General features: G+C 66.4%; 23 protein-coding genes. 15 read left to right on the top strand and 8 right to left on the bottom strand.

Going from position 1 to position 25,298, the window contains the following annotated elements; genetic code table 11:
- Positions 1-32: 32 nt before the first annotated feature.
- Positions 33-1,532, top strand: coding sequence for an RNA polymerase factor sigma-54 (gene rpoN, locus U1769_RS24460; RefSeq protein ID WP_332720780.1), 1,500 nt, complete (start codon positions 33-35; stop codon positions 1,530-1,532).
- On the top strand, positions 1,529-2,185 hold the full coding sequence (locus tag U1769_RS24455) for a hypothetical protein (RefSeq protein ID WP_332720779.1): 657 nt from the start codon (positions 1,529-1,531) through the stop codon (positions 2,183-2,185). Before rpoN ends, U1769_RS24455 begins: the two co-directional genes overlap by 4 nt.
- A gap of 42 nt (positions 2,186-2,227) precedes the next feature.
- Here U1769_RS24455 and U1769_RS24450 read toward each other — a convergent pair whose 3' ends face one another.
- Positions 2,228-3,226: a ligase-associated DNA damage response exonuclease gene (locus tag U1769_RS24450; RefSeq protein WP_332720778.1), complete on the bottom strand. Its 999-nt coding sequence runs from the start codon at positions 3,224-3,226 to the stop codon at positions 2,228-2,230.
- A gap of 74 nt (positions 3,227-3,300) precedes the next feature.
- Between U1769_RS24450 and U1769_RS24445 the strand changes: the two genes are divergently transcribed.
- The 4 genes from U1769_RS24445 (at position 3,301) to U1769_RS24430 (ending at position 9,121) form a co-directional block, all read left to right on the top strand.
- The gene (locus U1769_RS24445) at positions 3,301-5,712 is read left to right on the top strand and encodes a ligase-associated DNA damage response DEXH box helicase (protein ID WP_332720777.1); all 2,412 of its coding nucleotides are present in this window, start codon (positions 3,301-3,303) and stop codon (positions 5,710-5,712) included.
- Between the two features lie 75 nt (positions 5,713-5,787).
- Positions 5,788-6,708: an aspartyl protease family protein gene (locus U1769_RS24440; protein ID WP_332720776.1), complete on the top strand. Its 921-nt coding sequence runs from the start codon at positions 5,788-5,790 to the stop codon at positions 6,706-6,708.
- Positions 6,701-7,681 carry an aspartyl protease family protein gene (locus U1769_RS24435; RefSeq protein WP_332720775.1) on the top strand — a complete coding sequence of 327 codons (981 nt, stop codon included), beginning with the start codon at positions 6,701-6,703 and terminating at the stop codon, positions 7,679-7,681. Before U1769_RS24440 ends, U1769_RS24435 begins: the two co-directional genes overlap by 8 nt.
- A gap of 27 nt (positions 7,682-7,708) precedes the next feature.
- Positions 7,709-9,121, top strand: coding sequence for a M20/M25/M40 family metallo-hydrolase (locus tag U1769_RS24430; RefSeq protein WP_332720774.1), 1,413 nt, complete (start codon positions 7,709-7,711; stop codon positions 9,119-9,121).
- 52 nt (positions 9,122-9,173) lie between these two features.
- On the opposite strand, the gene U1769_RS24425 is transcribed toward U1769_RS24430, so the two are convergent.
- Complete coding sequence (locus U1769_RS24425; RefSeq protein ID WP_443030452.1) at positions 9,174-11,120, bottom strand: potassium transporter Kup; 1,947 nt, start codon at positions 11,118-11,120, stop codon at positions 9,174-9,176.
- A gap of 120 nt (positions 11,121-11,240) precedes the next feature.
- Here U1769_RS24425 and pdeM point away from each other — a divergent pair, with 120 nt between their 5' ends.
- Entirely contained in the window at positions 11,241-11,900 is a 660-nt protein-coding gene (pdeM, locus tag U1769_RS24420; protein ID WP_332720772.1) for a ligase-associated DNA damage response endonuclease PdeM, read from the top strand.
- A gap of 33 nt (positions 11,901-11,933) precedes the next feature.
- Here the strand turns inward: pdeM and msrA are convergent, their stop codons facing one another.
- The 4 genes from msrA to pabB form a co-directional block, all read right to left on the bottom strand.
- Entirely contained in the window at positions 11,934-12,593 is a 660-nt protein-coding gene (gene msrA, locus U1769_RS24415; protein ID WP_332720771.1) for a peptide-methionine (S)-S-oxide reductase MsrA, read from the bottom strand.
- A 64-nt stretch (positions 12,594-12,657) separates the two neighbouring features.
- Positions 12,658-12,807 (bottom strand): hypothetical protein, encoded by a 150-nt coding sequence (locus U1769_RS24410; RefSeq protein WP_332720770.1) that lies wholly within the window; start codon positions 12,805-12,807, stop codon positions 12,658-12,660.
- A 94-nt stretch (positions 12,808-12,901) separates the two neighbouring features.
- Positions 12,902-14,101, bottom strand: coding sequence for a pyridoxal phosphate-dependent aminotransferase (locus tag U1769_RS24405; RefSeq protein ID WP_332720769.1), 1,200 nt, complete (start codon positions 14,099-14,101; stop codon positions 12,902-12,904).
- A 34-nt stretch (positions 14,102-14,135) separates the two neighbouring features.
- Entirely contained in the window at positions 14,136-15,917 is a 1,782-nt protein-coding gene (gene pabB, locus U1769_RS24400) for an aminodeoxychorismate synthase component I (protein WP_332720768.1), read from the bottom strand.
- 82 nt (positions 15,918-15,999) lie between these two features.
- Between pabB and U1769_RS24395 the strand changes: the two genes are divergently transcribed.
- The gene (locus tag U1769_RS24395) at positions 16,000-16,659 is read left to right on the top strand and encodes an MBL fold metallo-hydrolase (protein WP_332720767.1); all 660 of its coding nucleotides are present in this window, start codon (positions 16,000-16,002) and stop codon (positions 16,657-16,659) included.
- Positions 16,660-16,700: 41 nt separating this feature from the next.
- Here the strand turns inward: U1769_RS24395 and U1769_RS24390 are convergent, their stop codons facing one another.
- Entirely contained in the window at positions 16,701-17,141 is a 441-nt protein-coding gene (locus tag U1769_RS24390) for an MAPEG family protein (protein WP_332720766.1), read from the bottom strand.
- A 200-nt stretch (positions 17,142-17,341) separates the two neighbouring features.
- On the opposite strand from U1769_RS24390, the gene rpmF reads away from it, so the two are divergent.
- The 5 genes from rpmF (at position 17,342) to U1769_RS24365 (ending at position 20,335) form a co-directional block, all read left to right on the top strand.
- On the top strand, positions 17,342-17,521 hold the full coding sequence (rpmF, locus tag U1769_RS24385) for a 50S ribosomal protein L32 (protein WP_332720765.1): 180 nt from the start codon (positions 17,342-17,344) through the stop codon (positions 17,519-17,521).
- A 29-nt stretch (positions 17,522-17,550) separates the two neighbouring features.
- A complete protein-coding gene (gene plsX / locus U1769_RS24380; RefSeq protein ID WP_332720764.1) occupies positions 17,551-18,582 on the top strand; it encodes a phosphate acyltransferase PlsX in 1,032 nt (343 codons plus the stop codon).
- Entirely contained in the window at positions 18,579-19,541 is a 963-nt protein-coding gene (locus U1769_RS24375; protein WP_332720763.1) for a beta-ketoacyl-ACP synthase III, read from the top strand. Before plsX ends, U1769_RS24375 begins: the two co-directional genes overlap by 4 nt.
- Before the next feature lie 109 nt (positions 19,542-19,650).
- The gene (locus U1769_RS24370) at positions 19,651-19,950 is read left to right on the top strand and encodes an integration host factor subunit alpha (protein ID WP_332720762.1); all 300 of its coding nucleotides are present in this window, start codon (positions 19,651-19,653) and stop codon (positions 19,948-19,950) included.
- Between the two features lie 7 nt (positions 19,951-19,957).
- A complete protein-coding gene (locus U1769_RS24365) occupies positions 19,958-20,335 on the top strand; it encodes a MerR family transcriptional regulator (RefSeq protein ID WP_332720761.1) in 378 nt (125 codons plus the stop codon).
- 297 nt (positions 20,336-20,632) lie between these two features.
- Here U1769_RS24365 and U1769_RS24360 read toward each other — a convergent pair whose 3' ends face one another.
- A complete protein-coding gene (locus U1769_RS24360; RefSeq protein ID WP_332720760.1) occupies positions 20,633-21,289 on the bottom strand; it encodes a TetR/AcrR family transcriptional regulator in 657 nt (218 codons plus the stop codon).
- Positions 21,290-21,414: 125 nt separating this feature from the next.
- Here U1769_RS24360 and U1769_RS24355 point away from each other — a divergent pair, with 125 nt between their 5' ends.
- Positions 21,415-23,760: a TonB-dependent receptor gene (locus tag U1769_RS24355; protein WP_332720759.1), complete on the top strand. Its 2,346-nt coding sequence runs from the start codon at positions 21,415-21,417 to the stop codon at positions 23,758-23,760.
- A gap of 91 nt (positions 23,761-23,851) precedes the next feature.
- Positions 23,852-25,096, top strand: a complete 1,245-nt coding sequence (locus tag U1769_RS24350; RefSeq protein WP_332720758.1) for a spinster family MFS transporter — start codon at positions 23,852-23,854, stop codon at positions 25,094-25,096.
- Positions 25,097-25,298 lie beyond the last annotated feature (202 nt).

The raw sequence follows: 25,298 nt of genomic DNA, 5'->3' as shown, positions 1-25,298 counted from the left end.
GCTCAGCACGAACGGAATTATTGAGGCGCCAGGTGTCGCTCGCGCCGCGCCTCGATCTGCGCCAGTCCCAATCGCTGGTCATGACGCCCCAGCTGCAGCAGGCGATCCGCCTGCTCGCGCTGTCGAACCTCGAGGTGGAGGGATTCATCGCCGAGGAGATCGAGAAGAATCCGCTGCTCGAATCGAGCGCGCCGGAGGATGACGGCCCGACGCTCGAGCGCGAGGCGCCGCCCGAGCCGCGCGACGAGCCGGCGAGCGCCGACGAATTGCTGATGGGCGGCGACAGCACGGGCGAGGCCTCGCTCGACGTGGATTTCACCGCCGAGAGCTTCCATCACGACAGCGTCGCCGATGGCGGCGGCATGGACGGATCGCTCGGGCTAAACGGCGCCACCGCGGGCAGCATGGGCGAGGACGGCCCGGACCTCGACGCCTTTGCCGACACCGGCCTGAGTCTGGCCGATCACCTGCTGGCCCAGGCCGGCCCTGTGGTCGACGGAGCCGACAGTTTCATCGCCGCGCACCTGATCGACCAGATCGACGAGGCGGGATATCTGACCGTGCCGCTGCTCGAAGTGGCCAACCGGCTTGGCGTCGCGCTGGCCCGGGTGGAGCATGTGCTCGGCATCATCCAGACCTTCGATCCGACCGGGGTCGGCGCGCGATCGCTGTCCGAATGCCTGGCGCTGCAGGCGAAGGAAGCCGACCGCTACGATCCGTGCATGGCGCGGCTGATCGACAATCTCGAGCTCGTCGCGCGCGGCGACATGGCGCGGCTGAAGCGGCTGTGCGACGTGGACGACGAGGACCTGGCCGACATGATCCGCGAGCTGCGCGGCTATGATCCCAAGCCCGGCTGCCGTTACGGCGGCGAAGCGATGCAGGCAGTGGTGCCCGACGTGTTCGTGGCGAAGCGCAAGACCGGCTGGGCGATCGAAATCAACGCAGCGACGCTGCCGCGCCTGCTGGTCAATCGCGGCTATTATGTCGAACTGTCCGGCGGGCAGCAGGACAAGGCAAGCAAGGCCTGGCTGTCCGAATGCCTGGCCAGCGCCAACTGGCTGGTCAAGGCGCTCGACCAGCGCCAGCGCACCATCGTCAAGGTCGCGACCGAGATCGTGAAGCAGCAGGAGGCGTTCTTCGTCCACGGCGTATCGCAGCTCAGGCCGATGACCCTGCGCCAGGTGGCGGACGCGATCGAGATGCACGAATCGACCGTCAGCCGCGTGACGAGCAACAAATATCTGAGCTGCGCGCGCGGGCTCTATGAACTGAAATATTTCTTCACCTCCGCCATCCAGTCGTCGGACGGCGGTGACGCGGTTTCGGCCCAGGCCGTGAAGAGCGCGATCCGCGCGCTGATCGCGGCGGAGGAACCCAAGGCGATCCTGTCGGACGACACGTTGGTCGAGCTGCTCAACGCCAAGGGCTTCGACATCGCCCGGCGCACGGTGGCGAAATATCGCGAGGCGCTGGGCATCGGCAGTTCGGTGCAGCGGCGCCGGCAAAAGGCGCTGGAAGGCGTGGGATGACAATGCGTTCGGGGGTGGCCATTGCCTGCGCGATTGCGGCGGCGGGCGTGATCCCGGTTCGGGCGCAGGATAGCCATGCAGAGTCCGCCACGTATGAGGACATGACGCTGGCACGCGTGCGCCCCGGTGCACGGGCCTATTTTTACCGCGATGATGTCGATGGATGCCCGGCCGTATCCAGCCGGTGCCGCAGGCGCGCCTATGTCGTCGCGGGCGATGTGGTGCTGATCGGCATCGCGAAGGATGGGCTGATCAAGGCGGCCTATACCGATGGCTCGGGCCGACCAACCGAGGGGTGGCTGTCGCGCACGCTCCTGCAGCCCATCCCTACGCCGCCCGCCTCACCCGCGGCATGGCGCGGTGACTGGAACTATGACGAGGCCGATATCGAGATCACTGCCGGAACGCGGCCCGGGCGCATTCGGGCGAAGGGGACGGCGCTATGGGGCACCCATGATCCCGAACGCGCGCGCCGGGGCGGCATCCATGATGGAGCCTTTGCGGGAGAGGCCACCGTTACCGGCGACCGCGCGATATTCAGCGACGAGCGTTGTCGCGTGTCCGTCCGGCTGATCGGCCCCTATCTGGTGGCGGACGACAATCTGCAATGCGGCGGGGTGAATGTTTCGTTCTCGGGTGTGTATCGCCGCTAGGCCGCGTCTCGGCGCATACCGCTCGGCGTTCCTGCACGCCGGTCAGTCGTCCTCGTCCTCATAGCCGAGCAGCGCCAGCGCCCGCGCCTTGATCTGGCGGGTCATGCACCAATGGACCAGCGCTTCCTCGCGGCCATGAGTCACCCACACCTCCTGCGGGGCGATCTCGGTCAGCGTGTCGGTGAGCTCGTCCCAATCGGCATGATCGGACAGGATCAGCGGCAGCTCGACATTGCGCTGCACCGCGCGCTGGCGGATGCGCATCCAGCCTGAGGCCATGGCGGTGATCGGATCGGGCAGCCGTCGCGACCAGCGATCGTTGAGCGCGCCGGGCGGAGCGATCACGATGCGCCCTTTCAGGTCAGCCTTGGCCGCGCCGGTCGCCGGGCGTAGCTCGCCGAGATCGACGCCAAGCTCGACATAGAGATCGCACAGCCGCTGGAGCGCGCCGTGGAGATAGATCGGATCGTCGAACCCGCGCGCGCGGAGCTCCGCGATGACGCGCTGCGCCTTGCCCAGTGCATAGGCGCCGACCAGCACGCAGCGATCGGGATTGGCGTGGAGCGCGGCAGTGAGCTTGTCGATCTCGTCGCCTGTCTCGGGATGGCGGAACACCGGCAGGCCGAAGGTCGCCTCCGTGACGAAGACGTCGCAGGCGACCGGCTCGAACGGGGCGCAGGTGGGGTCGGCACGGCGCTTGTAATCGCCCGAGACGACGATGATCTCGCCGCGATGCTCCAGCACGATCTGCGCCGAGCCGAGCACATGGCCGGCGGGCACGAAGCGGATATCGACATCGCCCATGCGCATCGTTTCACCATAAGCAACCGGATGCCCGGCCTGGGGGCCGTAGCGCGTTTCCATGATCGCGAGTGTCTCCGGCGTGGCCCACACTGCCGCGTGCCCGCCGCGCGCGTGATCGGCATGGCCGTGGGTGACGAGCGCCCGTGGCGATGGCTGCGAGGGATCGATCCACGCATCTGCGGGTCTTACATAGATGCCCTGGGGTTGCGGATCGATCCAGTCGCCGAGTTTCGCCATCATGCCTATATGGATGGGATGACGGTCGGTTCCACTTCTTCTTTCTCGCCGCTCCCCTTCAGGGGGCGGCTTTGATGAAGGCTGATCTCCCCGCCCCCCTTGCCAATTGGTTCGCGACGCGCGGCTGGGCGCCAAGGAGCCATCAGCTCGACATGCTCGAGGTCGGGCGCGCCGGGCGGCATGGGCTGCTCGTCGCCACCACGGGCGCGGGCAAGACGCTGGCCGGATTCCTGCCGACCCTGACCGAGCTGATCGAGTCTCCCACCGACGGCCTGCACACGCTGTATGTCTCGCCGCTCAAGGCGCTGGCGGTCGATGTGCAGCGCAATCTGCTGACCCCGGTCGAGGAGATGGGGCTCGATATCCGGATCGAGACGCGCACCGGCGACACATCGAGCGACCGCAAGGCGCGCCAGCGGGTGCGGCCGCCGCAGATTCTGCTCACCACGCCCGAATCGCTCAGCCTGCTGCTGTCCTATCCCGACAGCTTCCTGATGTTCGAGGGGCTGAAGACGATCGTGGTGGACGAGGTCCATGCCTTTGCGACCGGCAAGCGCGGCGACCTGTTGTCGCTGTGCATGGCGCGGCTGCAGCGGCTGGCGCCGGGGCTGCGCCGGGTCGCGCTGTCGGCCACGGTCGCCGATGCCGACGGCTATCGCGCCTGGCTCGCGCCCGATGGCGATATCGACCAGGTCACGCTCGTCAAAGGCGAGCCCGGCGCCGATCCCAACATCGCCATCCTCCTGCCCGAGGGCCGGGTGCCATGGGCCGGCCATTCGGGCCGCTACGCCGCCGAGCAGGTGATGGCCGAAATCGAGACGCACAAGACCTCGATCATCTTCTGCAACACGCGCAGCCTGGCCGAGCTGATCTTCCAGGACCTGTGGAAGGTCAATGCGCTGCAGCTGCCGATCGGCATCCACCACGGCAGCCTGAGCCTGGAGGCGCGGCGCAAGGTGGAAGCGGCGATGGCGGCGGGCAAGCTGCGCGCGCTGGTCGCCACCGCCAGCCTGGACCTGGGGGTCGACTGGGGCGATGTCGATTGCGTGGTGCAGATGGGGGCGCCCAAGGGCTCGTCGCGCCTGCTGCAGCGGATCGGGCGATCCAACCACCGGCTCGACGAATCCTCCGAGGCAGTGATCGTACCGGGCAACCGCTTCGAATATCTGGAAGCGCGCGCCGCGCTCGACGCGGTCGAGGCCGGCGAGCTCGATCCCGATGTCTTCCGCGCCGGCGCGCTCGACGTGCTCGCGCAGCACATCATGGCGTGCGCGTGTGCAGCGCCGTTCCGGCAAGAGGAGATGCTGGACGAGGTGCGCTCCGCCCTGCCCTATTCCGCGCTCGACGCGGAGACGTTCGAGCGGGTGCTCGGCTTCATCCGGGACGGCGGCTATGCGCTGAAGGCCTATGAGAAGTTCAAGCGCCTGACTCAGGACAAGGACGGCAGCTGGCGGGTCAGCCACCCCAGTTTCGTCGCCCAGCACCGGCTGAACGCGGGGATCATCGTCGAGGCGACGATGCTGACCGTGCGCTTCCGCAACGGCCGAACGCTCGGCAAGGTCGAGGAGGCATTTGCCGCCTCGATGCGGCACGGCGATACCTTCTTCTTCGCGGGGATGAGCCTGGAGGTGGAGAAGATCGACACCGAGGACCTGATCGTTCGCGCCACGGCCAAGCCGGCGCGCATCCCGACCTATGGCGGCGCGCGCATGCCGATCTCGACCAACCTAGCCGACCGGGTGCGCGCCTTCCTGGACGATCCGACGGAATGGCCGCGCTTCCCCGCCGATGTGCGCGAATGGCTCGAGGTGCAGTCCTATCGCTCGAAGCTGCCGAAGCCGGGGCAGCTGCTGGTCGAGACCTTCCCGCGCGAGGGGCGGCATTACATGGTCGTATACAGCTTCGAGGGATGGAACGCGCATCAGTCGCTCGGCATGCTGCTGACACGGCGGATGGAGACTCAGGGGTTCAGGCCACTCGGTTTCGTCGCGAGCGATTATTCGATCGCCTGCTATTCGCTCGATCCGGTCATCGATCCCGCGGCTCTGCTCTCGCCCGATATCCTGGAGGACGAGTTCGTCGACTGGGTGCAGAGCTCGGCGCTGCTCAAGCGCGCCTTTCGCGAAGTCGCGGTGATCGGCGGGCTGGTCGAGCGCCAGCATCCGGGCAAGCGCAAGACCGGCCGGCAGGTCACTTTCTCGACCGACCTGATCTACGACGTGCTGCGCAAATATGAGCCGACCCATTTGCTGCTGCAGGCCGCCTGGGCGGATGCGCGTGCGAAGATGACCGATGTCGGGCGCCTCGCGGATTTGCTCGACCGCGCCGCAGAGACGATGCTGCATGTCCGGCTCGACCGTGTCTCGCCGCTGGCGGTGCCGGTGCTGACCCTGATCGGCCGCGAGCGGATCGCCATGGGGCTGGCCGACGATGCACTGCTGATCGAGGCCGAATCGCTCGCAGCCGAGGCGATGCGGCTCGATTGACCCTCCCGCAGGTGCGGCGAATCCGACCCGAAGATAGTTCTTGTTGAAGGTCCGGATCGGGCGTAACTTCGTCTCATGCGTGGCTTTATAGCCCTTGTCATCGCCATCACGGCAACCGCCCCTGCGGCGTTGCCGGCGCGGCAAGGCGCGGTACCGGCAGTGCCGGCCGAGGCCTCGCTGGACTTCGACGACACGGCATCGCGCATGACCGTGCCGGTCACCATCGGCGGCACCGGCCCGTTCGCCTTCATCATCGACACCGGCGCCGAGCGCACCGTGATCTCGCGCGAGCTCGCCACGACTTTGGGCCTGACGCGCGGCCCCGATGTGCGGATGACAGCGATGACCGGGACCAGCAACGTCGGAACCGTCGTAATCCCCTCGCTCAATGTCAGCCGGATCACCAGCCAGCCGATCGAGGCGCCGGCGCTGTTTTCGGCGCATCTCGGCGCCCCCGGCATGCTCGGGATCGACACGCTGAGCGGCCATGCACTATCGATCGATTTCGAGACGAACCGCATGACCGTCCGGCCATCGACGAAGCGCAATCGACCACCGAGCCGGAACGGCGACATCATCGTCCGCGCGCGCAGCGTCTATGGTCAGCTGATCGTCACCCAGGCCTATTACAAGGGCCGGCGGATCAGCGTGATCATCGATACCGGATCGGCGGTGAGCATGGGCAACAGCGCCCTTCGCGCGCGGATGCGTGGCGCTCTGAAGACGGCTCAGCCGATCACGCTGACCAGCGTGACGGGCGACACGCTGGTCGCGGACTACACGCAGGTGGAACGGCTCGATATCGGCGGAGTCACCTTCAATCACCTGCCCATCGCCTTTGCCGATGTAGCGCCGTTCCGGAAATTCGGGCTGAAGGACGAGCCGGCGTTGCTGCTCGGGATGGACGCGCTGCGGCTGTTCCGGCAGGTCGAGGTTGATTTCGCGAATCGCGAGGTGCGGTTCGCCCTGCCCCGGGGATATCGACGCGATGGCTGACGCACCGCTTGTTGCCGCAACGCATCCCGCGCGCAGCCTGATTCTCCTGTCCCTGTCCCTGGCGCTGGCCGCGATCGCGCCGGGAGCATCCGTGGCGCAGGATCCGCTCCCGCCCGCGGATGGGCCACCGGCCCAGCTCGATCTGGGCACCGCGCAGGACCGGATGACCGTGCCGGTTTCGATCGGCAGCAACGGCCCCTATCATTTCGTCGTCGATACCGGGGCCCAGCGCACCGTCATCTCGCGCGAGCTGGCCGGCACCCTGGGCCTGGCATCCGGCAGGAACGTACGGCTGACCGCGATGACCGGCACCGCCAATGTCGGCACCGTCGTGATCCCGATGATCAGCGTCAGCACGCTCGGCGGCACCAGCATCGAGGCGCCCTCGCTCGAATCGCGCAACCTGGGCGCGCCGGGCATGCTTGGGCTCGACACGCTGCAGGGGCACAGGCTGTCGATCGATTTCGTCAAGCAGACCATGAGCGTGATCCCGTCGACCAGGCGCAACCGGACCACCACCGCGGCGCCGGGCGAGATCATCGTCAGGGGCAAGAACATCTTCGGCCAGCTGATCGTGAGCGACGCCAGCTATCGGGGGCGCAAGGTCCGCGTGATCCTGGACACCGGATCGAACGTCACGATGGGCAATCTCGCGTTGAAGCGCCGGATGGGGCGCAGCGCCCGAATGGCAAAGCCGATATCCTTGTGGGACGTGACGGGCGAAACGATGCAGCTCGATTATACTCAGATCGACACGGTCGAGTTCGGCGGCGCGACCTTCAACCATCTGCCCGTCGCGTTCAGCGATGCCGAGCCGTTTCGCCGCTTCGGGCTGATCGATCAGCCCGCCATGCTGCTCGGCATGGATGCGCTCCGTCTTTTCCAGCGCGTCTCGATCGATTTCCCCAATCGCGAAGTGCGCCTGTCCGGCGCGGGATATTCGCCGTTGCGTTCCCACCCCGCGCGACGCTAGCTTCCCCCGAACAATCGGGGGGCGACAATGCGGGCGATCATTCGAGCAGTAGCGCTATCTGCGGCTACGCTGACCACCTTGGCGCCGCTGCACGCATCGGCGCAGACGCTCCGCCCAGACCAGCAGGCATTTTTCGGGCTCTACAAGGAGCTTATCGAGACCAACACGACCCTGTCCTCAGGCAGCTGCACCCAGGCGGCGGCGCAGATCGGCGCGCGGCTCAAGGCGGCTGGCTTCGCCGACAGCGACATCACCTATTTCTCGGTGCCGGACCATCCCAAGGACGGCGGCATCGTCGCGGTGCTGGCCGGATCGGATAGGAAAGCCAAGCCGATGCTGCTGCTCGGCCATCTCGACGTGGTCGAGGCGAAGCGCGAGGATTGGGTGCGCGATCCGTTCAAGCTGATCGAGCAGGAGGGCTATTATTATGCGCGCGGCACGGTCGACGACAAGGCGATGGCGGCGGTGTGGGCGGACAGCCTGATCCGTTTCAAGACCAGCGACTACAAACCGAAACGGACGATCAAGCTCGCGCTCACCTGCGGCGAGGAGACGACGTTCGCGTTCAACGGAGCCCAGTGGCTGGCGGCCAATCGGCCGGACCTGATCGCCGCGGAATTCGCGCTAAACGAAGGCGGTGGCGGCCGCTACGACGCGGACGGCAAGCCGCAATTGCTGGCGATCCAGGTCGGCGAGAAGGCCGCGCAGAATTACACTTTCGCGGCGACCAACCCCGGCGGGCACAGCTCGCAGCCGACGCCCGACAATGCGATCTACGAGCTGGCCGACGCGCTGGAGGCAGTGCGGACCTATGAGTTCCCGGTGAAGTTCACGGACACCACCCGGGCGTTCTTCGGCGCGACCGCGGCAGCGATGCCCGGGCCAGTGGGCGATGCGATCAACCGGCTGCTCACCAATCCCGAGGACAAGGCAGCCGACGCACTCGTCAGCCGCGACAAGGCAATGCATTCGACCTTGCGCACCACCTGCGTCGCGACTCTGGTCAATGCCGGTCATGCCGAGAACGCATTGCCGCAGCGCGCCTCGGCCAACGTCAATTGCCGAATCTTCCCTGGCGAAACGGTGGAGGGCACGCTTGCCAAGCTCAAGGAGCTGGCCGGCGCGAAAGTGACGGTAACCGTCAACCAGCCGGTCCGCCCGACTGCGATTCCCCCGACGCTCGATCCGAAGATCGTCGGCCCGGCCAAGGCCGTCGCGGCAAAATATTTCCCGGGCCTGCCGATGCTGCCGCTGATGTCGACGGGCGCGACGGACGGCATTTTTCTCCAGGCGATCGGCATCCCGGTCTATGGCGCACCCGGCATTTTCGTCGACACGGACATGAACGGCATTCACGGCCTGAACGAGCGGATCCGGACCAAGTCGCTCTATGACGGACGCGACTATCTGTACGATCTGGTCAAGGCGTACGCGGGGTAGGCCAAAGTCCGCAGGCGCCCGCCAGCGCCCTGAATCCCGCCCTTTGCGAGGCTTACACGGTCACCTGTTCGCCAAGTTCGAGCACCTTGCCGGGCGGGATGCGCAGGAAATCGGTCGGGTCGCTCGCATTTCGCTGCAGGAACATGAAGATCCGGTCCTGCCATAAGGGCATGCCCTGGTTGGCAGCCGGCTTCAGCGTGTTGCGGCCGATGAAATAGCTGGTCTTGGCCGGATTGAGCAGCTTGCGCGCGCCGGCCTGTTCGAGCCCGAGGTCGCGCGGCACGTCCGGCGATTCCATGAAGCCATAGGTCAGCACCACGGCGCAGAAATTGTCGTCGATCCGGGTCGTTCGCACGCGTTCCTCGGGCGGCACGGCCGGGCGATCGGCGGTGCGGATGCTTACGATCAGGTTGCGCTCGTGCAGCACCTTGTTGTGCTTGAGATTGTGCAGCAGCGCGCCCGGCGCGCTTTCCGGATTGGCGGTGAGGAACACCGCCGTGCCCTCGACTCGTTCGGGCGGGCGACGGCCGAGCGCCGCGGCGAGATCGGCGAGCGGCACGCTCTGGCGCTGCTCGAAGGCGCGGACGATGCCGCGGCCCCGCACCCAGGTGTAGATCAGCAACGCGATCACCGCACCAACGACCAGCGACACCCAGCCGCCCTCGATCACGCGCAGGATGTTCGCCCCGAAGAAGATCGTGTCGAGCGCGAAGAAGGGCAGGATCACCGCGATCGCAAGCGGGCGGCCCCAGTTCCAGCGATGCCGGGCGACGATATAGGCCAGGCAGGTGGTGACGACCATCGTGCCGGTGACGGCAATGCCATAGGCCGCAGCCATCGCGGAGGAGGTGCGGAACTGGATCACCAGTACCAGCACGCCGACCAGCAACAGCCAGTTGATCGAGGGAAGGTAAATCTGGCCCGAATGGCGCGCCGAGGTCTGGCGTATGCGCAGCCGCGGCAACAGGCCGAGCTGGATCGCCTGCTGAGTCAAGGAATAGGCGCCGGTGATCACGGCCTGGCTGGCGATGATCGTGGCGAGCGTCGCCAGAAAAACGAGCCAGGGCCGGAAGGCATCGGGCGCCATCAGGAAGAACCAGTCCTGATTGGCGAAGGCGACGTGCGAGGCCGACGCCGTCTCCAGCGCGCTGAGCGCGAAGGCGCCCTGACCGAGATAGTTGAGCGTAAGCGCCGGGAAGACCAGGATGAACCAGCCGATGCGAATCGGCGCGGCGCCGAAATGGCCCATATCCGCGGTCAGCGCCTCGGCACCCGTCACCGTCAGGAACACCGCGCCCAGCACGAACAGGCCGGTCACGCCGTGCGTCATCAGGAACTCGGCGCCATACCACGGCGAGACCACGCGCAGGATCGAAGGCTCATCCCAAATGTGCCACAGACCCATGCCGCCGATCGTCAGGAACCACAGCACGCAGACCGGGCCGAACAGCCGCGAGACATGCGCCGTGCCGCGCGCCTGGATCAGGAAAAGCGCGATCAAAATGGCGATGGTGAGAAACAGGATGGTGTGTTCGCCGACCACGGTCCCGGCGCCGGGTATGGTGCGCAACCCTTCCACTGCGGACAACACCGACAGCGCCGGCGTGATGATCGCGTCGCCATAGAACAGGGCCGCACCGGCCGCGCCGAGCACCAGGGCGATCACCGAACGCCGTCCCAGCGCACGCCGGGCCAGCGCGGTCAGGGCGAGCACTCCGCCCTCGCCTTGATTGTCGGCGCGCATGAGGAAGAGGACATATTTGACGCTGACCACGAGGGTCAGGGTCCACAGCGCCAGACTCAGCACGCCCAGAATCTCGCTCGCGTCGATCCCGTCATGGGCCGACTGGGCCAGCGCCTCGCGGAATGCATAGAGCGGGCTGGTGCCGATATCGCCGAAGACCACACCGATCGCGCCGATGGTGAGCGCCACCATCGCCGGATGGGGACGATGCGGATGCCCCGTTGCTTCCCCCGTTATTTCCGGGACTGATGACATGAAAAATTGGCCTGCCGAGGAGGACGGCGCGCTTTACGCCTGTTGCGGGCCAGCGCAAGCGCTTTTGTTGCGCCGCCGCAAGCCGTTGATCTGGGGTGCCGATCGCGTCATAGCAAGGCCATGGTTCCCTTTTCGTTCGCCGGACATGATCTGCTTGCGCTGCCACAAGGCGCGCTTTTCTGGCCCGCACGGCGCGCGCTGCTGGTCGCCGACCTGCATTTCGAGAAGGCGAGCTGGTTCGCGATTCGCGGCCAGATGCTGCCGCCCTATGATTCGATCGCGACCCTGACTGAGCTGGCGGCACTGGCCGCGCAGACCAACGCGGCCGAGATCTGGTGCCTGGGCGACAGTTTCCATGATTCGGATGGTTGCGACCGGTTGCCCGCCGACGCGCAGGCGTTGCTGCGCGCGCTGACCGGCGGACGGCGCTGGATCTGGATCACTGGCAATCACGACCGTCGCATCGATCGCTGCGGCGGCGAGGTGATGGACGAAGCACTGGTCGACGGCCTGATGCTGCGTCACGAGGCCGATCCTCACGAGCCGCGGCCCGAGCTGTCCGGGCATTTCCATCCCAAGCTGCGCATCCGGGTACGCGGGCGTCAGGTGTCGCGCCGCTGTTTCGTCGCGACGCCGGCCAAGCTGATCCTGCCGGCGTTCGGTGCCCTCACCGGCGGGCTCGACGCCGGACATCCGGAGATCGTCCGCGCGGTGGGGAGAGGTGCCGAGGCGCTGGTACCGGTCGAGGACCGGATGCTGCGGTTTCCGCTGGCGGCCTGAATTATATCGAGCCACCTGCCAGCGGTGGTTGGATCAGCGCGCCAGCGCCGGGAACCCCGCCTTGAAGGCAGCGACCTTCGGCTTGTCCCATTGCACGATATAGGGGTGGCTCGGGTTCCGGTCGTAGAAATCCTGGTGATAGGCTTCGGCCGGGAAGAAGCCGCCGCTTTCCAGCTTCGTCACGATCGGCCGTGGAAAGGCGCGGGCCTGGCCGAGCTGCGCGATATAGGCCGCGGCCACCGCGCGCTGTGCCGGACTTTGCGGGAAGATCGCCGAACGATAGCTCGGGCCGCTGTCCGGCCCCTGCCGGTTGAGTTGGGTCGGATCATGCGCGATCGAGAAATAGACGCGCAACAGAGTCGCGTAGCTCACCCGGGCCGGATCGAAGACGATCTTCACTGCCTCGGCATGGCCGGTCCGCTCCGTGCTGACCTGATCATAGGTCGCCGTTTGCGCGGTGCCGCCGGCATAGCCCGCGGTGACGGCGCGGACGCCCTTCACCCGCTCGAACACTGCCTCCACGCCCCAGAAGCAGCCGCCGGCGAAGATCGCGGTCTGGGTGCCCGGCGTTTTCGGAACGTCGCGGATTGCAGCCGGAATGGGCACGGCGCGCTCGGCATTGGCCGCGCCGCCTGACACGGCCGTCAGCACGACGCCCGCAGCTGCCGCGGCGACCAGCAATTTCTTGATCATGAATAGTGCCTCTCATCTGGCCCCGTCAGGCCGAATGTAGGCATTCCCGGCCGAACCGGAAGGGTCAGGGCAACATCTGCGCTGCCAGCGCCGGGCGCTCGGCCGGTACCGTCGCCTCCGCCGGCTGCAGGACCAGCAGGCTGATCGCACCGATCACGAAACCACCGGCGAAACGCCAGAAAAACCCGTCTTTCAGAATAGCGCGCATCGCCATCAGCCTTCGTCGTTTTCGGGCGTCCGACCGGCCGGAGCCGATTCGTTACGGAGCCGCTTTCGCCTCGCCCGGATGAACGAAAGCTGGCTGACCCTTATCGTACGGCCGCGCAGGCCGTCTGGATGCGCTCACATGCCTCGCGCAGCAATTCTTCCGAGGTCGCGTAGCTGATCCTCATCGCCGGCGAGAGGCCGAACGCACCGCCGTGCACCGCCGCGACCTTCGCCTCGTCGAGCAGATAGGTGACCATCGCCTCGTCAGTGTCGATCAGTTGGCCCTTGGGGGTCGACTTGCCGATCAGCGCCGAGAATTCGGGATAGACGTAGAAGGCGCCTTCAGGCCGCGGGCAAGTGATGCCATTGGCCTGGTTGAGCATCGACACGACGAGATCGCGCCGCGACTGGAACAGGGCAGCGTTATCCTTGAGGAAGGACTGGTCGCCGGTCAGCGCGGCGACCGATGCCGCCTGCGCGATCGAGCAGGGGTTGGATGTCGACTGCGACTGGAGCTTGGCCATCGCCTTGATCAGCCACGGCGCGCCGCCAGCAAAGCCGATCCGCCAGCCGGTCATCGCATAGGCCTTGGAGCAGCCGTTCGCGGTCAGCGTGCGATCGTAGAGCGAGGGGCAGACCTGCGCGATCGAGGCGAATTTGAACCCGTCATAGATGATATGCTCGTACATATCGTCCGCGAAGATCCAGACATGCGGATGCCGTTCCAGCACTTCGCCCAGCGCCTTCAGCTCGGCGGCCGAATAGGCGGCGCCGGTCGGGTTGGATGGCGAGTTGAGGATCACCCATTTCGTCTTCGGCGTGATCGCCGCGTCGAGCTGCTCCGGAAGGATCTTGTAGCCCTGCTCCGGCCCGGCCGCGACAAACACCGGCGTGCCGCCGGCGAACAGCACGACATCGGGATAGCTCACCCAATAAGGCGCCGGCACCACGACTTCGTCACCAGGATTTACCGTTGCGACCATCGCGTTGAACAGAGTGTGCTTGCCGCCCGCGTTGATGGTGATCTGGTCGGGCGTGTAGGTCAGGCCGTTGTCGCGCTTGAACTTGGTGATCACCGCCGCCTTCAGCTCGGGCGTGCCGTCGACATTGGTGTATTTTGTCTTGCCGTCGCGGATCGCCTTGATCCCGGCTTCCTTGATGAAGTCGGGCGTGTCGAAATCCGGCTCGCCCGCGCCGAGGCCGATCACGTCGACGCCGGCGCGCTGCAGTTCGAGCACGCGCGTGGTGATGGCGAGCGTGGCCGAAGGGCTGATTCGGGCGAGCGCGGCGGATGGTTGCATGATGAGGGCGCCTTTGGTCGGGGAAGCGGCGCGGCTATAGACTGGGGGTGCTTCCGTTCGCAACCGCAACAATGCCCGGAATCAACCCTCTCAGCGCATTCCCGACGAAAAAACCGCCGGCGAGATCGGCCGGGGTCAGATCGCCCTCGATCGCGAGCCCGCGCTGGATCAGGTCGGCGCGCAGGATACCGGGCAGCAGCCCGCGCGCGAGCGGCGGTGTGACGAGCATGTCGCCGCGCTCGACGAAGATCGAGGTGAAGCTGCCCTCGGTCAGGAAGCCTTGGGGATCGGTGAACACAACTTCGAACCGCCCGCACCGCGCCCGATCGTAAAAGGCGCGGTCGCTCGTCTTGTGGCTCAGGCGGAAATCGGCCGGATCGACCGGCAGCGGGACGATCCCGACCTCGACCGGCCAGTCCGGCGGCATCGGCATTGCCGAGACCTCGATCGCGATCGCGCCGCTCCGCGCCAGCACCAGCCGGATGCGCCGCGTCCGGCGCAGGCGGAAGGTGGCGGCCTGCAGTTCGTTGCGGACGGTGTGCCGATCGAACGGGAAGCCGAAGAAGTCGGCGCTCGCCTTCATCCGGGCGAGATGGCGCTCAAGCAGCCGCAAGCCCGTGTCGGGACCGAACGCCATCGTCTCGATCAGATCGAAGGAGCTGTCGCTGGTCAGGAAATCCCCCTTGGCAAGGCATTCATCCCATTCGTCGGGCGCGTTCGAATCGGCGACGATGCCGCCGCCGACGCCGAAAATCCCATGCCCCTCGCCATGCCGGATCGCCAGCGTGCGGATGGCGACGTTGAACATCGCATCGCCGTTCGAGTCCAGCCGCCCGATCGAACCGGTATAGGCGCCGCGCGGCGGGCTGGCGCGCTCGACCTCGGCGATGGCCTGCATCGCGCGGATCTTCGGCGCGCCCGTGATCGATCCGCAGGGAAACAGCGCCCCGATCGCGTCGATCGCATCGCATCCCTCGTCGAGATCGGCGCTGACGGTGGATACCATGGTGTGGACGGTCGGGTAGGTTTCGACCGTGAACAGCGCCGGCACCGCGACGCTGCCCGGCCGGGCCACGCGCGAGAGATCGTTGCGCATCAGATCGACGATCATCAGGTTTTCCGCCCGCTGCTTCGGATCGGCGCGCAGCGCGGCGGCGAGCGCCCGATCCTCGGCCGGCATGGTACCGCGGCGGACGGTGCCTTTCATTGGCTTGCAAGTCAGCCGGCGATCGTCGAGCGTGAAGAACAGTTCGGGCGACAACGACAGAAACATGTCCGCCCCCGTATCGACCAGCGCGCCGAAGCCGGCCCGGGCCCGGGCGCGGAGTTGCGCGTAGAGCGCCAGCGGGTTGCCGGCATGGCGGACCATCGCGCGGTAGCTGAGATTGATCTGATAGACATCGCCCGCGGCGATCAGATCGAGCACCCGCGCGATCTGCGCCGCATGATCGGCCTGGGTGATGCTGGGCTGCGGCGGCGCGATCCAGGCGCCGGCGGGATCGGGCAGCAACGCCGGAACGTCAGCGGACGCGATCTCCTCATAATCCTCGAACAGGCCGAACCACAGCAGCGGCGTATCGCCGGCCCGCGGCGCGGCGAGCACCGGCTCGAACGCGGCGCCGGCATCATAGGAGAGGAAGCCTGCAGCATGCAGCCCCGTGTCCCGCGCCGCGCGCAATGCATCGAGCGCCGGCCCGACCTCCGCAAGGCGGCGCGCCTCGACGATTCGGATCGGCCGGCGATACAGTCGGGCTGGCGCCGCTTCCTCGCGGGCATCGTCCAGCAGAACGAACGGGGCGGTTTCACGGGCGAGCATCGGCTGCCCGCAAATGCAGCCCGGAAGGCGGAACGGCAACCCCGTGCTTGCCCGGAGCGGCCGCGGCGCTTACCTCGACGGCATGGCCAATCCTCCTCTTCGCGTGGCGATCGTGCCCGTGACCCCGCTCCAGCAGAATTGCTCCCTGATCTGGTGCACCGCGACGATGCGTGGTGCCTTTGTCGATCCGGGCGGCGACCTGCCCAAGCTGCGCGCCGCCGCGGCCCAGCATAAGGTGACGATCGAGAAGATCATCCTCACCCACGGCCATATCGATCATTGCGGCGAGGCCAAGCCGCTGGCCGAAGAGCTGGGCGTGCCGATCGAGGGGCCGCACGAGGCCGACCGCTTCTGGATCGCGCGACTCGACGAGGACGGCAAGAATTACGGCATCCGCGGCGTGGTGTTCGAGCCCGACCGCTGGCTGGTCGAGGGCGACAGCGTCTCCGTCGGCGACCTTTCGCTCGACGTCTATCACACCCCGGGCCACACGCCCGGTCACGTGATCTTCCACCATGCCCCGTCGAAGCTTGCGCTGGTCGGCGACGTGCTGTTCCAGGGATCGATCGGCCGGACGGACTTCCCGCTGGGCAACCACCAGCATCTGCTGCAGTCGATCGTCGACAAGCTCTGGCCGCTGGGCAACGATACCGCGTTCATCCCGGGACACGGACCGCCGAGCAACTTCGCCCATGAGCGGCAGCACAACATGTTCGTGAGCGATCGAGCGATGGCGGCGTAACGGCATAGCCCCCTCCTTCGGGCGAGGGGCTTAACAAAGGCTCACCCCGCCGCCGGAACCGTCTCGATCACGTTCGGCTTTGCAGCGTGTTTCGCCAGCAGCGGCAGGCTGATGGTATAGAGGCCGAGCCCGGCGAGCAGCAGGAAGGTGACCGCCGTGCCGATCGCGCGGCCATATTTCATGCCGTCCATGCCGAGCGGGTGCAGGATGCGCGCGACGAGGAAAGCGACGCTCGCCACCCAGAGCCAGGTCGAGGTGCCGGCGGTGAATTCGATCAGCGCGATCAGGATCACGATGAAGGGCGCATATTCCGTGAAGTTCGCCTGGGACCGCATGCGGCAGATCAGCGCGGCGTCGCCACCGTCACCGATACTGACCTGGGCCTTTTGCCGGACGCCGCCGGTGCGGAGCGCCAGCCACAGCGCGATCAGGGCGGCACCGCCCGCCGTCGTGAGCGTGATCGGCAGCATGATCGGATTCATCTTTTCTCTCCCCCAAATGTCGTGCCGGACCGTGCCAGCCCTTCGCCGTGCTTGCAACGTTCGCTCGAATCGCTATAGGCGCACGCTTCGCGATGCGTCCGGCCGCTGGTGCCTACCGCGGCTGACGGAAGCGTCGGTTGCGCTGGCGTCCGTCCGGGCGTACCGCGCTATTGACCCAGATAAGACAAGGTTTCGCCGAAATGGCCGTCCCAAAAAGAAAGACTTCGCCGTCCAAGCGCGGCATGCGCCGGAGCCACGACTCGATCAGCGCGGATGCATTCCAGGAATGCCCGAACTGTGGCGAGCTCAAGCGCCCGCATAATCTGTGCGTTGCCTGTGGCCATTATAATGGCCGCGAGATCGTTTCGGTCGAAGGCTGAGCCAGACCGTCCAACAGGGGGCCAGCCGCGTGTCGAACAGCTCCCGGATCGCCGTCGATGCAATGGGCGGCGACGAAGGCCTGGCCGTGATGCTGGCCGGCGTCGCGCGTGCGCGCCGGCGCTTCGAGGAAATGCGCTTCATCCTGGTCGGGGACGAAGCACAGATTCGCGAAGGTCTGAAGACGCATCCCAACCTCACGGCGCATAGCGAGATCGTCCATGCCCCCGGCGTGGTCGGATCGAGCGACAAGCCGAGCCAGGCGATTCGCCGGGCCAAGACCACGTCGATGGGCGTTGCCATCGACATGGTGAAGCAGGGCCGTGCCGCCGCCGCGGTATCCTCCGGCAACACCGGCGCGCTGATGGCGATGGCCAAGCTGTCGCTGCGCATGCTGCCCGGCATCGACCGGCCGGCGCTCGCCGCGATGCTCCCGACGCTCGGCGAGAACGACGTGGTGGTGCTCGATCTGGGCGCCAATACCGAATGCGATGCGCGCAACCTGGTCCAGTTCGCGGTGATGGGCGCAGCCTATGCCCGCACCAATCTCGATCTCGCCTCGCCCCGAGTCGCGCTGCTCAATATCGGCAGCGAGGACCAGAAGGGCACCGGCGAGATCCGCGACGCCGCCCAGGCGCTCCGGGCGGCGACTCACCTGCCGATGACCTTCACCGGCTTCATCGAGGGCGACCGCCTGTCGCGCGGCGATGTCGACGTGATCGTGTGCGACGGCTTTTCGGGCAATATCGCGCTGAAGACGGCCGAGGGCACGGCGCGCTTCGTCGGCGACCTGCTGAAACGCGCGTTCCGCAGCTCGGTCCGCTCCAAGATCGGCTTCCTGATCTCCAAGCCGGCGACCGACCTGCTGCGCCATCATCTCGACCCCAACAATCATAATGGCGCGGTCTTTCTCGGCCTTAACGGCATCGTCGTGAAGAGCCATGGCGGGGCCAACGAACTGGGCGTGGCCACTGCGATCGCCGCGGCGGCCAAGATGGTGCGCGACGACCTGACGCGGCGCATCAGCGAAGATCTTGGAAATTTCGAGGCCGAGGCAGCGTGATTCGATCGATCATCACCGGCACCGGAGCGGCCCTGCCGGTTCGGCGCGTATCCAATGCCGAGCTGGCCGAGACCGTCGACACGTCCGACGAGTGGATCGTCGAGCGCACCGGCATCCGTTTCCGCCATATCGCCGGCCCGGACGAGACGACCGGTACGCTGGCGGCGGACGCCTGCAAGGCGGCGCTGGCCGCTGCGGGCCGGACCGCACAGGATATCGACCTGATCGTGCTCGCCACGGCGACGCCCGACCAGACCTTCCCCGCGACCGCCACCAAGGTGCAGGCGATGCTGGGCATCAACGATTGCGTGGCGTTCGACGTCGCGGCGGTCTGCTCCGGCTTCCTCTATGCGCTGCAGGTCGCCGACAGCATGATCCGCGCCGGCGCCCATCGCCGCGCGCTGGTGATCGGCGCCGAGACCTTCAGCCGGATCCTCGACTGGGAGGACCGCACGACCTGCGTGCTGTTCGGCGACGGCGCCGGCGCGATCGTGCTCGAAGGCGAAGAAGGCAATGGCGAGCGCGGCATCCTCGCGACGCGGCTCCACGCCGATGGCCGCCACAACGAACTGCTCTACGTCGATGGCGGCCCCTCCACCACCGGCACGGTCGGCAAGGTGCGGATGAAGGGGCGGGAGGTATTCCGCCACGCCGTCGTCAACCTCGCCGCAGTGATGACCGAATCGCTCGCCGTCGCCGGTATCGATTCGAGCGAGGTCGACTGGGTCGTGCCGCACCAGGCCAATGCCCGGATCCTAGACGCGACCGCGCGCAAGCTCGGGCTCGATCCGTCGCGCGTCGTGGTCACCGTCGACCAGCATGCCAACACCTCGGCGGCGTCAGTGCCGCTCGCGCTCGACACCGCGGTTCGCGACGGGCGGATCAAGCCAGGCCAGCTGATCGTGCTCGAGGCAATGGGCGGCGGCTTCACCTGGGGCGCGGCGGTGGTGCGCCTCTAGGGCATCGGATCGCCGGACCAGGCGCCGTTCTCCCCGCGTAACAAAGGTCTTTCAGTGCGCTCCATCATTGTGTTAGGTTAACTTCTTGCCACCGGGGGAGAGTTTGCAAATGGCACCTGTGGGGACATTGACGAGGGCCGATCTGGCCGAAGCGCTACACCATCAGGTGGGACTTTCGCGTGCCGATTCGGCCAAGCTGGTCGAGCAGATCCTGGGCCATATGTGCGAAGCACTGTCCAAGGGCGAGAACGTCAAGATATCCGGCTTCGGAACGTTCGTGCTGCGCGACAAGGGCGAGCGCGTCGGCCGCAATCCCAAGACCGGCGTCGAAGTGCCGATCGCGCCACGCCGCGTGCTCACCTTCCGCGCGAGCCAGATGATGCGCGATCGCATCGTCGGCGCGGGCTGACGCCGGCATGGCCGGCGTGCCCGACAAGGCGGCTGGCGCATTTCGGACGATCGGCGAACTGTCCCGCGATACCGGGCTGCCACAACATATCCTGCGTTATTGGGAAACGCGCTTTCCCCAGCTCCGGCCGCTGCAACGCGCCGGCAACCGTCGCTATTACCGGCCCGAGGATGTGGCGCTGGTCGAGCGGATCAATCGCCTGCTGAATCACGAAGGCTATACGATTCGCGGCGTGCAGAAGCTGCTGTCCGACGAGCGCAAACGGCCGCCGGCGAGCGCCCCGCGCGCGGCCGCGGGACCGACCGACGGGGTGGATCTCGATACGATTCGGTCGGTGCGGGATTCGCTCTCCGACGCTCTTGCGGACGATTCGAACCCGGCCTGAAAGTCCAACACGGCCCGGAATCGGCGACCGCGTTTTTTTACCGCTGTTATGTTGGAGACCGGACAGGAATTCATCCCCTTCTTACAAGGGCTTGAGGCGCGTTTCCCTGTTACGCGATAACAGCGGAAAAACAGCGTGGGACAGCCGCAAAAGCCGCGACCTTTCCGCTGCATGCGCGGCAAAATCATCCAACACATCTCGACAATGGGAAAGAGCGGAGCGGCCCAGGGAGCCTGACCGCTTCACATTGCCATGAGCGGGGTGGCGATTGAATCGTCTCTGCCCGATGATCCGCGATCAGCGCGCGCCGATGCCCCGAGCGAGCATTTCGGCGACCTGATCGGCCACCTCATCCGGTGGGACATCGTCTTCCCACACGCCGTAACGCAGGCCGAGGAAGACGTTCATGCCCATGATTGCCCAGGCATGGACTTCCGAGACGTCGGCGCGGATCTCGCCGCGCGCCGCACCCGCCTTGAGCCGGGCGGCGATGCGGTCCGCAGTGGTCGCGTAATGAAGGTGGAAGCTTTCAGGATCGACGAACTCGGCCTCGTCGATGATGCGGTAGATTTCCTTGTGCCCGCGCACGAACATGATGAATTCGTAGAGCCCGGCCCGCTCGGCCGCGATCTGGTCCGGCGCGGCGCGGATCGCCGACGCGACCCGGTCACGCACGCGATCCGACATGTCGCGGACGAGCGCGCGGAACACCGCGTCCTTCGAATCGAAATAGGTGTAGAAACTGCCCAGCGCGACGCCGGCGCGGCGGGTGATGCCGCTGATCGACGCCTCGTGAAATCCCTTCTCGCCGAACTCGATCGCCGCCGCATCCAGGATCGCGCGCAGCGTCCGCCGACCGCGTTCGGTGCGCGGCGCCTTGCCTTCGCTCGCGGCCGATTCCGAACCCCCTGCCGGCCCTGAAACCGTTGCCGTCTGGCCACGCTCATCTGCCATTTTCGGCTCCCTCCCTTTCCCAAGTTGAAACCTGGTTCAGGTTTCAGTATAGCGGCTTCAACTGGCGCACAACCCGGTATCAGACCGGGCCGCTATTCAAGCGGCGCCGCAGGAGGGGAGATCATATGACACGCCTTGATTCCATGCGCACGCTGCTGAACGCCGGCGCCGCGCTCGCCGCGCTGATGGCCGTGCCGGCTGTTGCGCAGGACGCGCCGAGTGCCGACCAGGCAATCGACGAAGCCGTCGATTCAGTGGACGTGGTGGTGACCGCGCGGCGGCGCGACGAGCGGCTGATCGACGTGCCGATCGCGATCACGGCCATTTCCGGCGCCGCGCTCGACCGCGCCGGCGCGATCGACGTCACCGACATCGCCAACACCATTCCGAACGTCACACTCGAAGTTTCGCGCGGCACCAACTCCACGCTGAGCGCCTTCATCCGCGGCGTGGGTCAGCAGGACCCGGTCGCCGGGTTCGAGGCCGGCGTCGGCCTCTATCTCGACGACGTCTATCTAAACCGGCCGCAGGCAGCCGTGCTCGACATCTACGATGTGGAGCGGATCGAGGTCCTGCGTGGGCCGCAGGGCACGCTTTACGGCCGCAACACGATCGGCGGCGCGGTGAAATATGTGACGCGCCGGCTTGGCGACGACCCGACGCTCAACGTTCGCGCTTCCTATGGAAGCTACAATCAGGCCGACGGCGTGATCAGCGGCAGCGTGCCGATCGGCGACGGCACGATCAAGATCGGTGGCGCGGTCGCGCGACTGAGCCGCGACGGGTTCGGCAAGAATCTGACCACCGGCGAGGAAAACTACAACAAGGACATCTGGGCCGGCCGCGCCACGGTGCAGATCCAGCCGAGCAGCGAAGCATTCTTCCGCCTGACGGGCGATTACACCAAGGACAAGAGCAACGCGCGTGGCGGCCACCGCCTGATTCCCGGGCTGGTTTCGGGCACCCCCGTGCTGTCCGATCCCTATGACAGCCGGGGCGGGTTGATCGACCCCAAGCAGGAGGTGAAGGCCTGGGGCCTGTCGCTGTTCGGCGAGGTAAAGCCCGCCGATTGGCTGACCTTCCGCAGCATCACTGCCTATCGCAAGGACGACAGCGCATCGCCGATCGATTTCGACGCGCTCGCCGCAGTCGATGTCGACGTGCCGGCCTTCTACAACAACAAGCAGTTCTCGCAGGAAGTACAGCTGCTGGTCGAGAGCGGCGGGTTCAACGGCCTGCTCGGCGGCTATTATCTCGATGCCGAGGCCCGCACCGTATTCGACGTGCGCCTGCCCGGCACGGTGACCGCGCTGACCTACGGCAATGTGCGCACCGATACCGTCGCGATCTTCGGGGACTTCACCTACAAGTTCAACGAGATGTTCAGCGTCTCGGCGGGCGGTCGCTATACCTGGGACGAGCGCCGCTCGCAGATCCAGCGCAACGTCTATCTCGGTTCCTCGCCCTTCTTCGGCGGCACGACGGCGCCGATCATACGGCAGACCGATTTCCGCGGCCAGGCGAGCTTCGCCAAGTTCACGCCGCGTGCTTCGGTCACCTTCAAACCGGCGCCGAACCACACACTCTATGCAAGCTATTCCAAGGGCTTCAAGGGCGGTGGCTTCGATCCGCGCGGTGTCGGGACGGCGGCACCCGACCTCAACGGTAATGGCATCAACGGCGCCGGCGGCGACCAGGACGACATCTACAACTTCCTGTCGTTCGATCCCGAAACGGTCGAGAGCTACGAAGTCGGCTACAAGGCCTCGCTGTTCGATCGCAGGCTGACCATGGCGCTGGCCGGCTTCCAGGCGAATTATACCGACGTACAGATCCCCGGATCGGTCGGGGTGATCGTCAACAACGTTCAGACCTTCGCCGGCATCACCACCAACGCCGGCAAGGCGCGCATCCGCGGCCTGGAATTCGAAGGCAATCTGATAGCGGCCCGCGATTTCGGGACCGACGGAGACTCGCTCAACTTTGCCTGGTCGCTTGGCTATATCGATGCGAAATTCCTTCGCTACATCGACTCGCGCGGGCTCGACGTCGCCAAAAAGCGTCGGTTCCAGAACACGCCGGACTGGACGGTCAGCGGGACGCTCAGCTATTCCACCCCGCTGAAGGATGGGTCGCTCAATCTCAGCACCACCCTCTCCTATCGCGGCGACAGCCAGCAATTCGAGCTGCCGACCCCCGGGCTCGACCAGAAGGCCTTCAGCCTGCTCGATGCGAACATCGTGTGGAGCGCGCCGGGCGACCGCTGGTCGATCGGCATTCATGGCCGCAACCTGACCGACAAGCGCTACATCGTTTCGGGCTATAATTTCCTCAGCCAGAATCCGGATACCGGCGCGTACAACCTCAACGGCGCAGGCAAGCCAATCGCGACGCTGGGTGCCGACGGCGTGCTGACGGCCTATTACGGCAATCCACGCCAAGTGTTCGCGACCATCTCCGCGAAGTTCTGAACCCGCCGCCCGGACGGACGGCACCAGCGGGTATGGGACCGGGCGCTCGCACATGAGCGTCCGGTTCCTTCGTTTCGAGCCAGGGAAGACCATGACCGACACCCATTCCCGCGGATATCGCGCGCTGGCGCTGGCGATGCTGCTGCTCGTCTACACGTTCAACTTCGTCGACCGGCAGATCTTCAGCATCCTGGTGCCGGCGATCAAGGCGGATCTCAGCCTGACCGACACCCAGCTCGGCGTGCTGGGCGGGCTGGCCTTTGCCCTGCTCTATTCGACGCTGGCGATCCCGCTCGCCTGGATCGCCGACCGGACGAGCCGGACCTGGACAATCACGATCAGCCTGGGCGTGTGGAGCGGTTTCACTGCCCTGTGCGGCTGGGCCGGCAATTTCGCGCAGCTGTTCGGCGCCCGGCTGGGCGTGGGCGTGGGTGAGGCCGGCGGCGTCGCGCCTTCCTATGCAGTGATCGCCGATACTTTCCCGCCGGCGAGCCGGGCACGCGCGCTGGCGGTCTATTCGCTCGGCATCCCGCTCGGATCGGCGGCCGGCGTTCTGCTCGGCGGCTATATCGCGACCACGGTCGACTGGCGCGCGGCCTTCATCGTGGTCGGGGTGGCGGGAGTCGCGCTCGCGCCGATCTTCCGGCTGATCGTGCGCGAGCCGGTGCGCGACCGTGCGGTCGCGGCGACCGAGCCGGTGCGCCGGGTGTTCGCGATCCTGGCACGCAAGCCAAGCTTCTGGCTGCTCGCGTTCGGGGCGTCGGCCAGCTCGATGCTGGGCTATGGCCTCGCCTTCTGGCTGCCCTCCTTGCTCAAGCGCAGCTTCCATCTCGAGCTTCAGGACGTGTCCTATTTCTACGGCGCGATCCTGCTGCTCGGCGGGGTGCCGGGGGTGCTGCTGGGCGGGTTCGTCGGCGACCGGTTCGGCACGAAGGATCGCGCGGCTTATGCGCGCGCGCCGGCGATCGCCTTCGTCATCGCGGTGCCGCTGTTCGCGGCGGGCATATTGTCCAGCTCGGTGACGGCGGCGTTCCTGTTCTTCCTGGTGCCGCAGGCGCTGGCCTATGTGTGGCTGGCGCCGGTGATAACCGCCGTGCAGCATCTGGTGCCGCCGCACATGCGGGCGACGGCCTCGGCAAGCTTCCTGTTCATCAACAATCTGATCGGGCTTGGCGCGGGGAGCTTTGCGTTGGGCGCGCTGTCCGACGCGCTGACCTTGAGGCTGGGCGACGAGGCGCTGCGCTATTCGATGCTGATCGGGCTGGTGCTGTATCTGGTCGCGGCGCTGCTGATGTGGCTGGCGGCGAAGCCATTGCGGAAGGATTGGGTGGCGTAATAGCGGATCTCACTGGCGGTCTTCTTAAAGCCCCTCCCTGAAAGGGGGGCAGTTCCGCAAGCGCATCATTTGTGGATAGGCCCCACCCCAACCCCTCCCCTTCAGGGCAGGGCTATCGCATTTGGGCGATGAGTGTTGAGAGGTAGTCGTCGCTCCACCCTGCGCGTTTGATTTTGGCGCGGATGGAGAGCTTTCGAGGGTC

Origin of the sequence: Parasphingomonas zepuensis (genome assembly GCF_036663735.1) — a bacterium.
GTDB lineage: Bacteria > Pseudomonadota > Alphaproteobacteria > Sphingomonadales > Sphingomonadaceae > Sphingomonas.
This window is presented reverse-complemented; position numbering and strand designations above follow the sequence as displayed.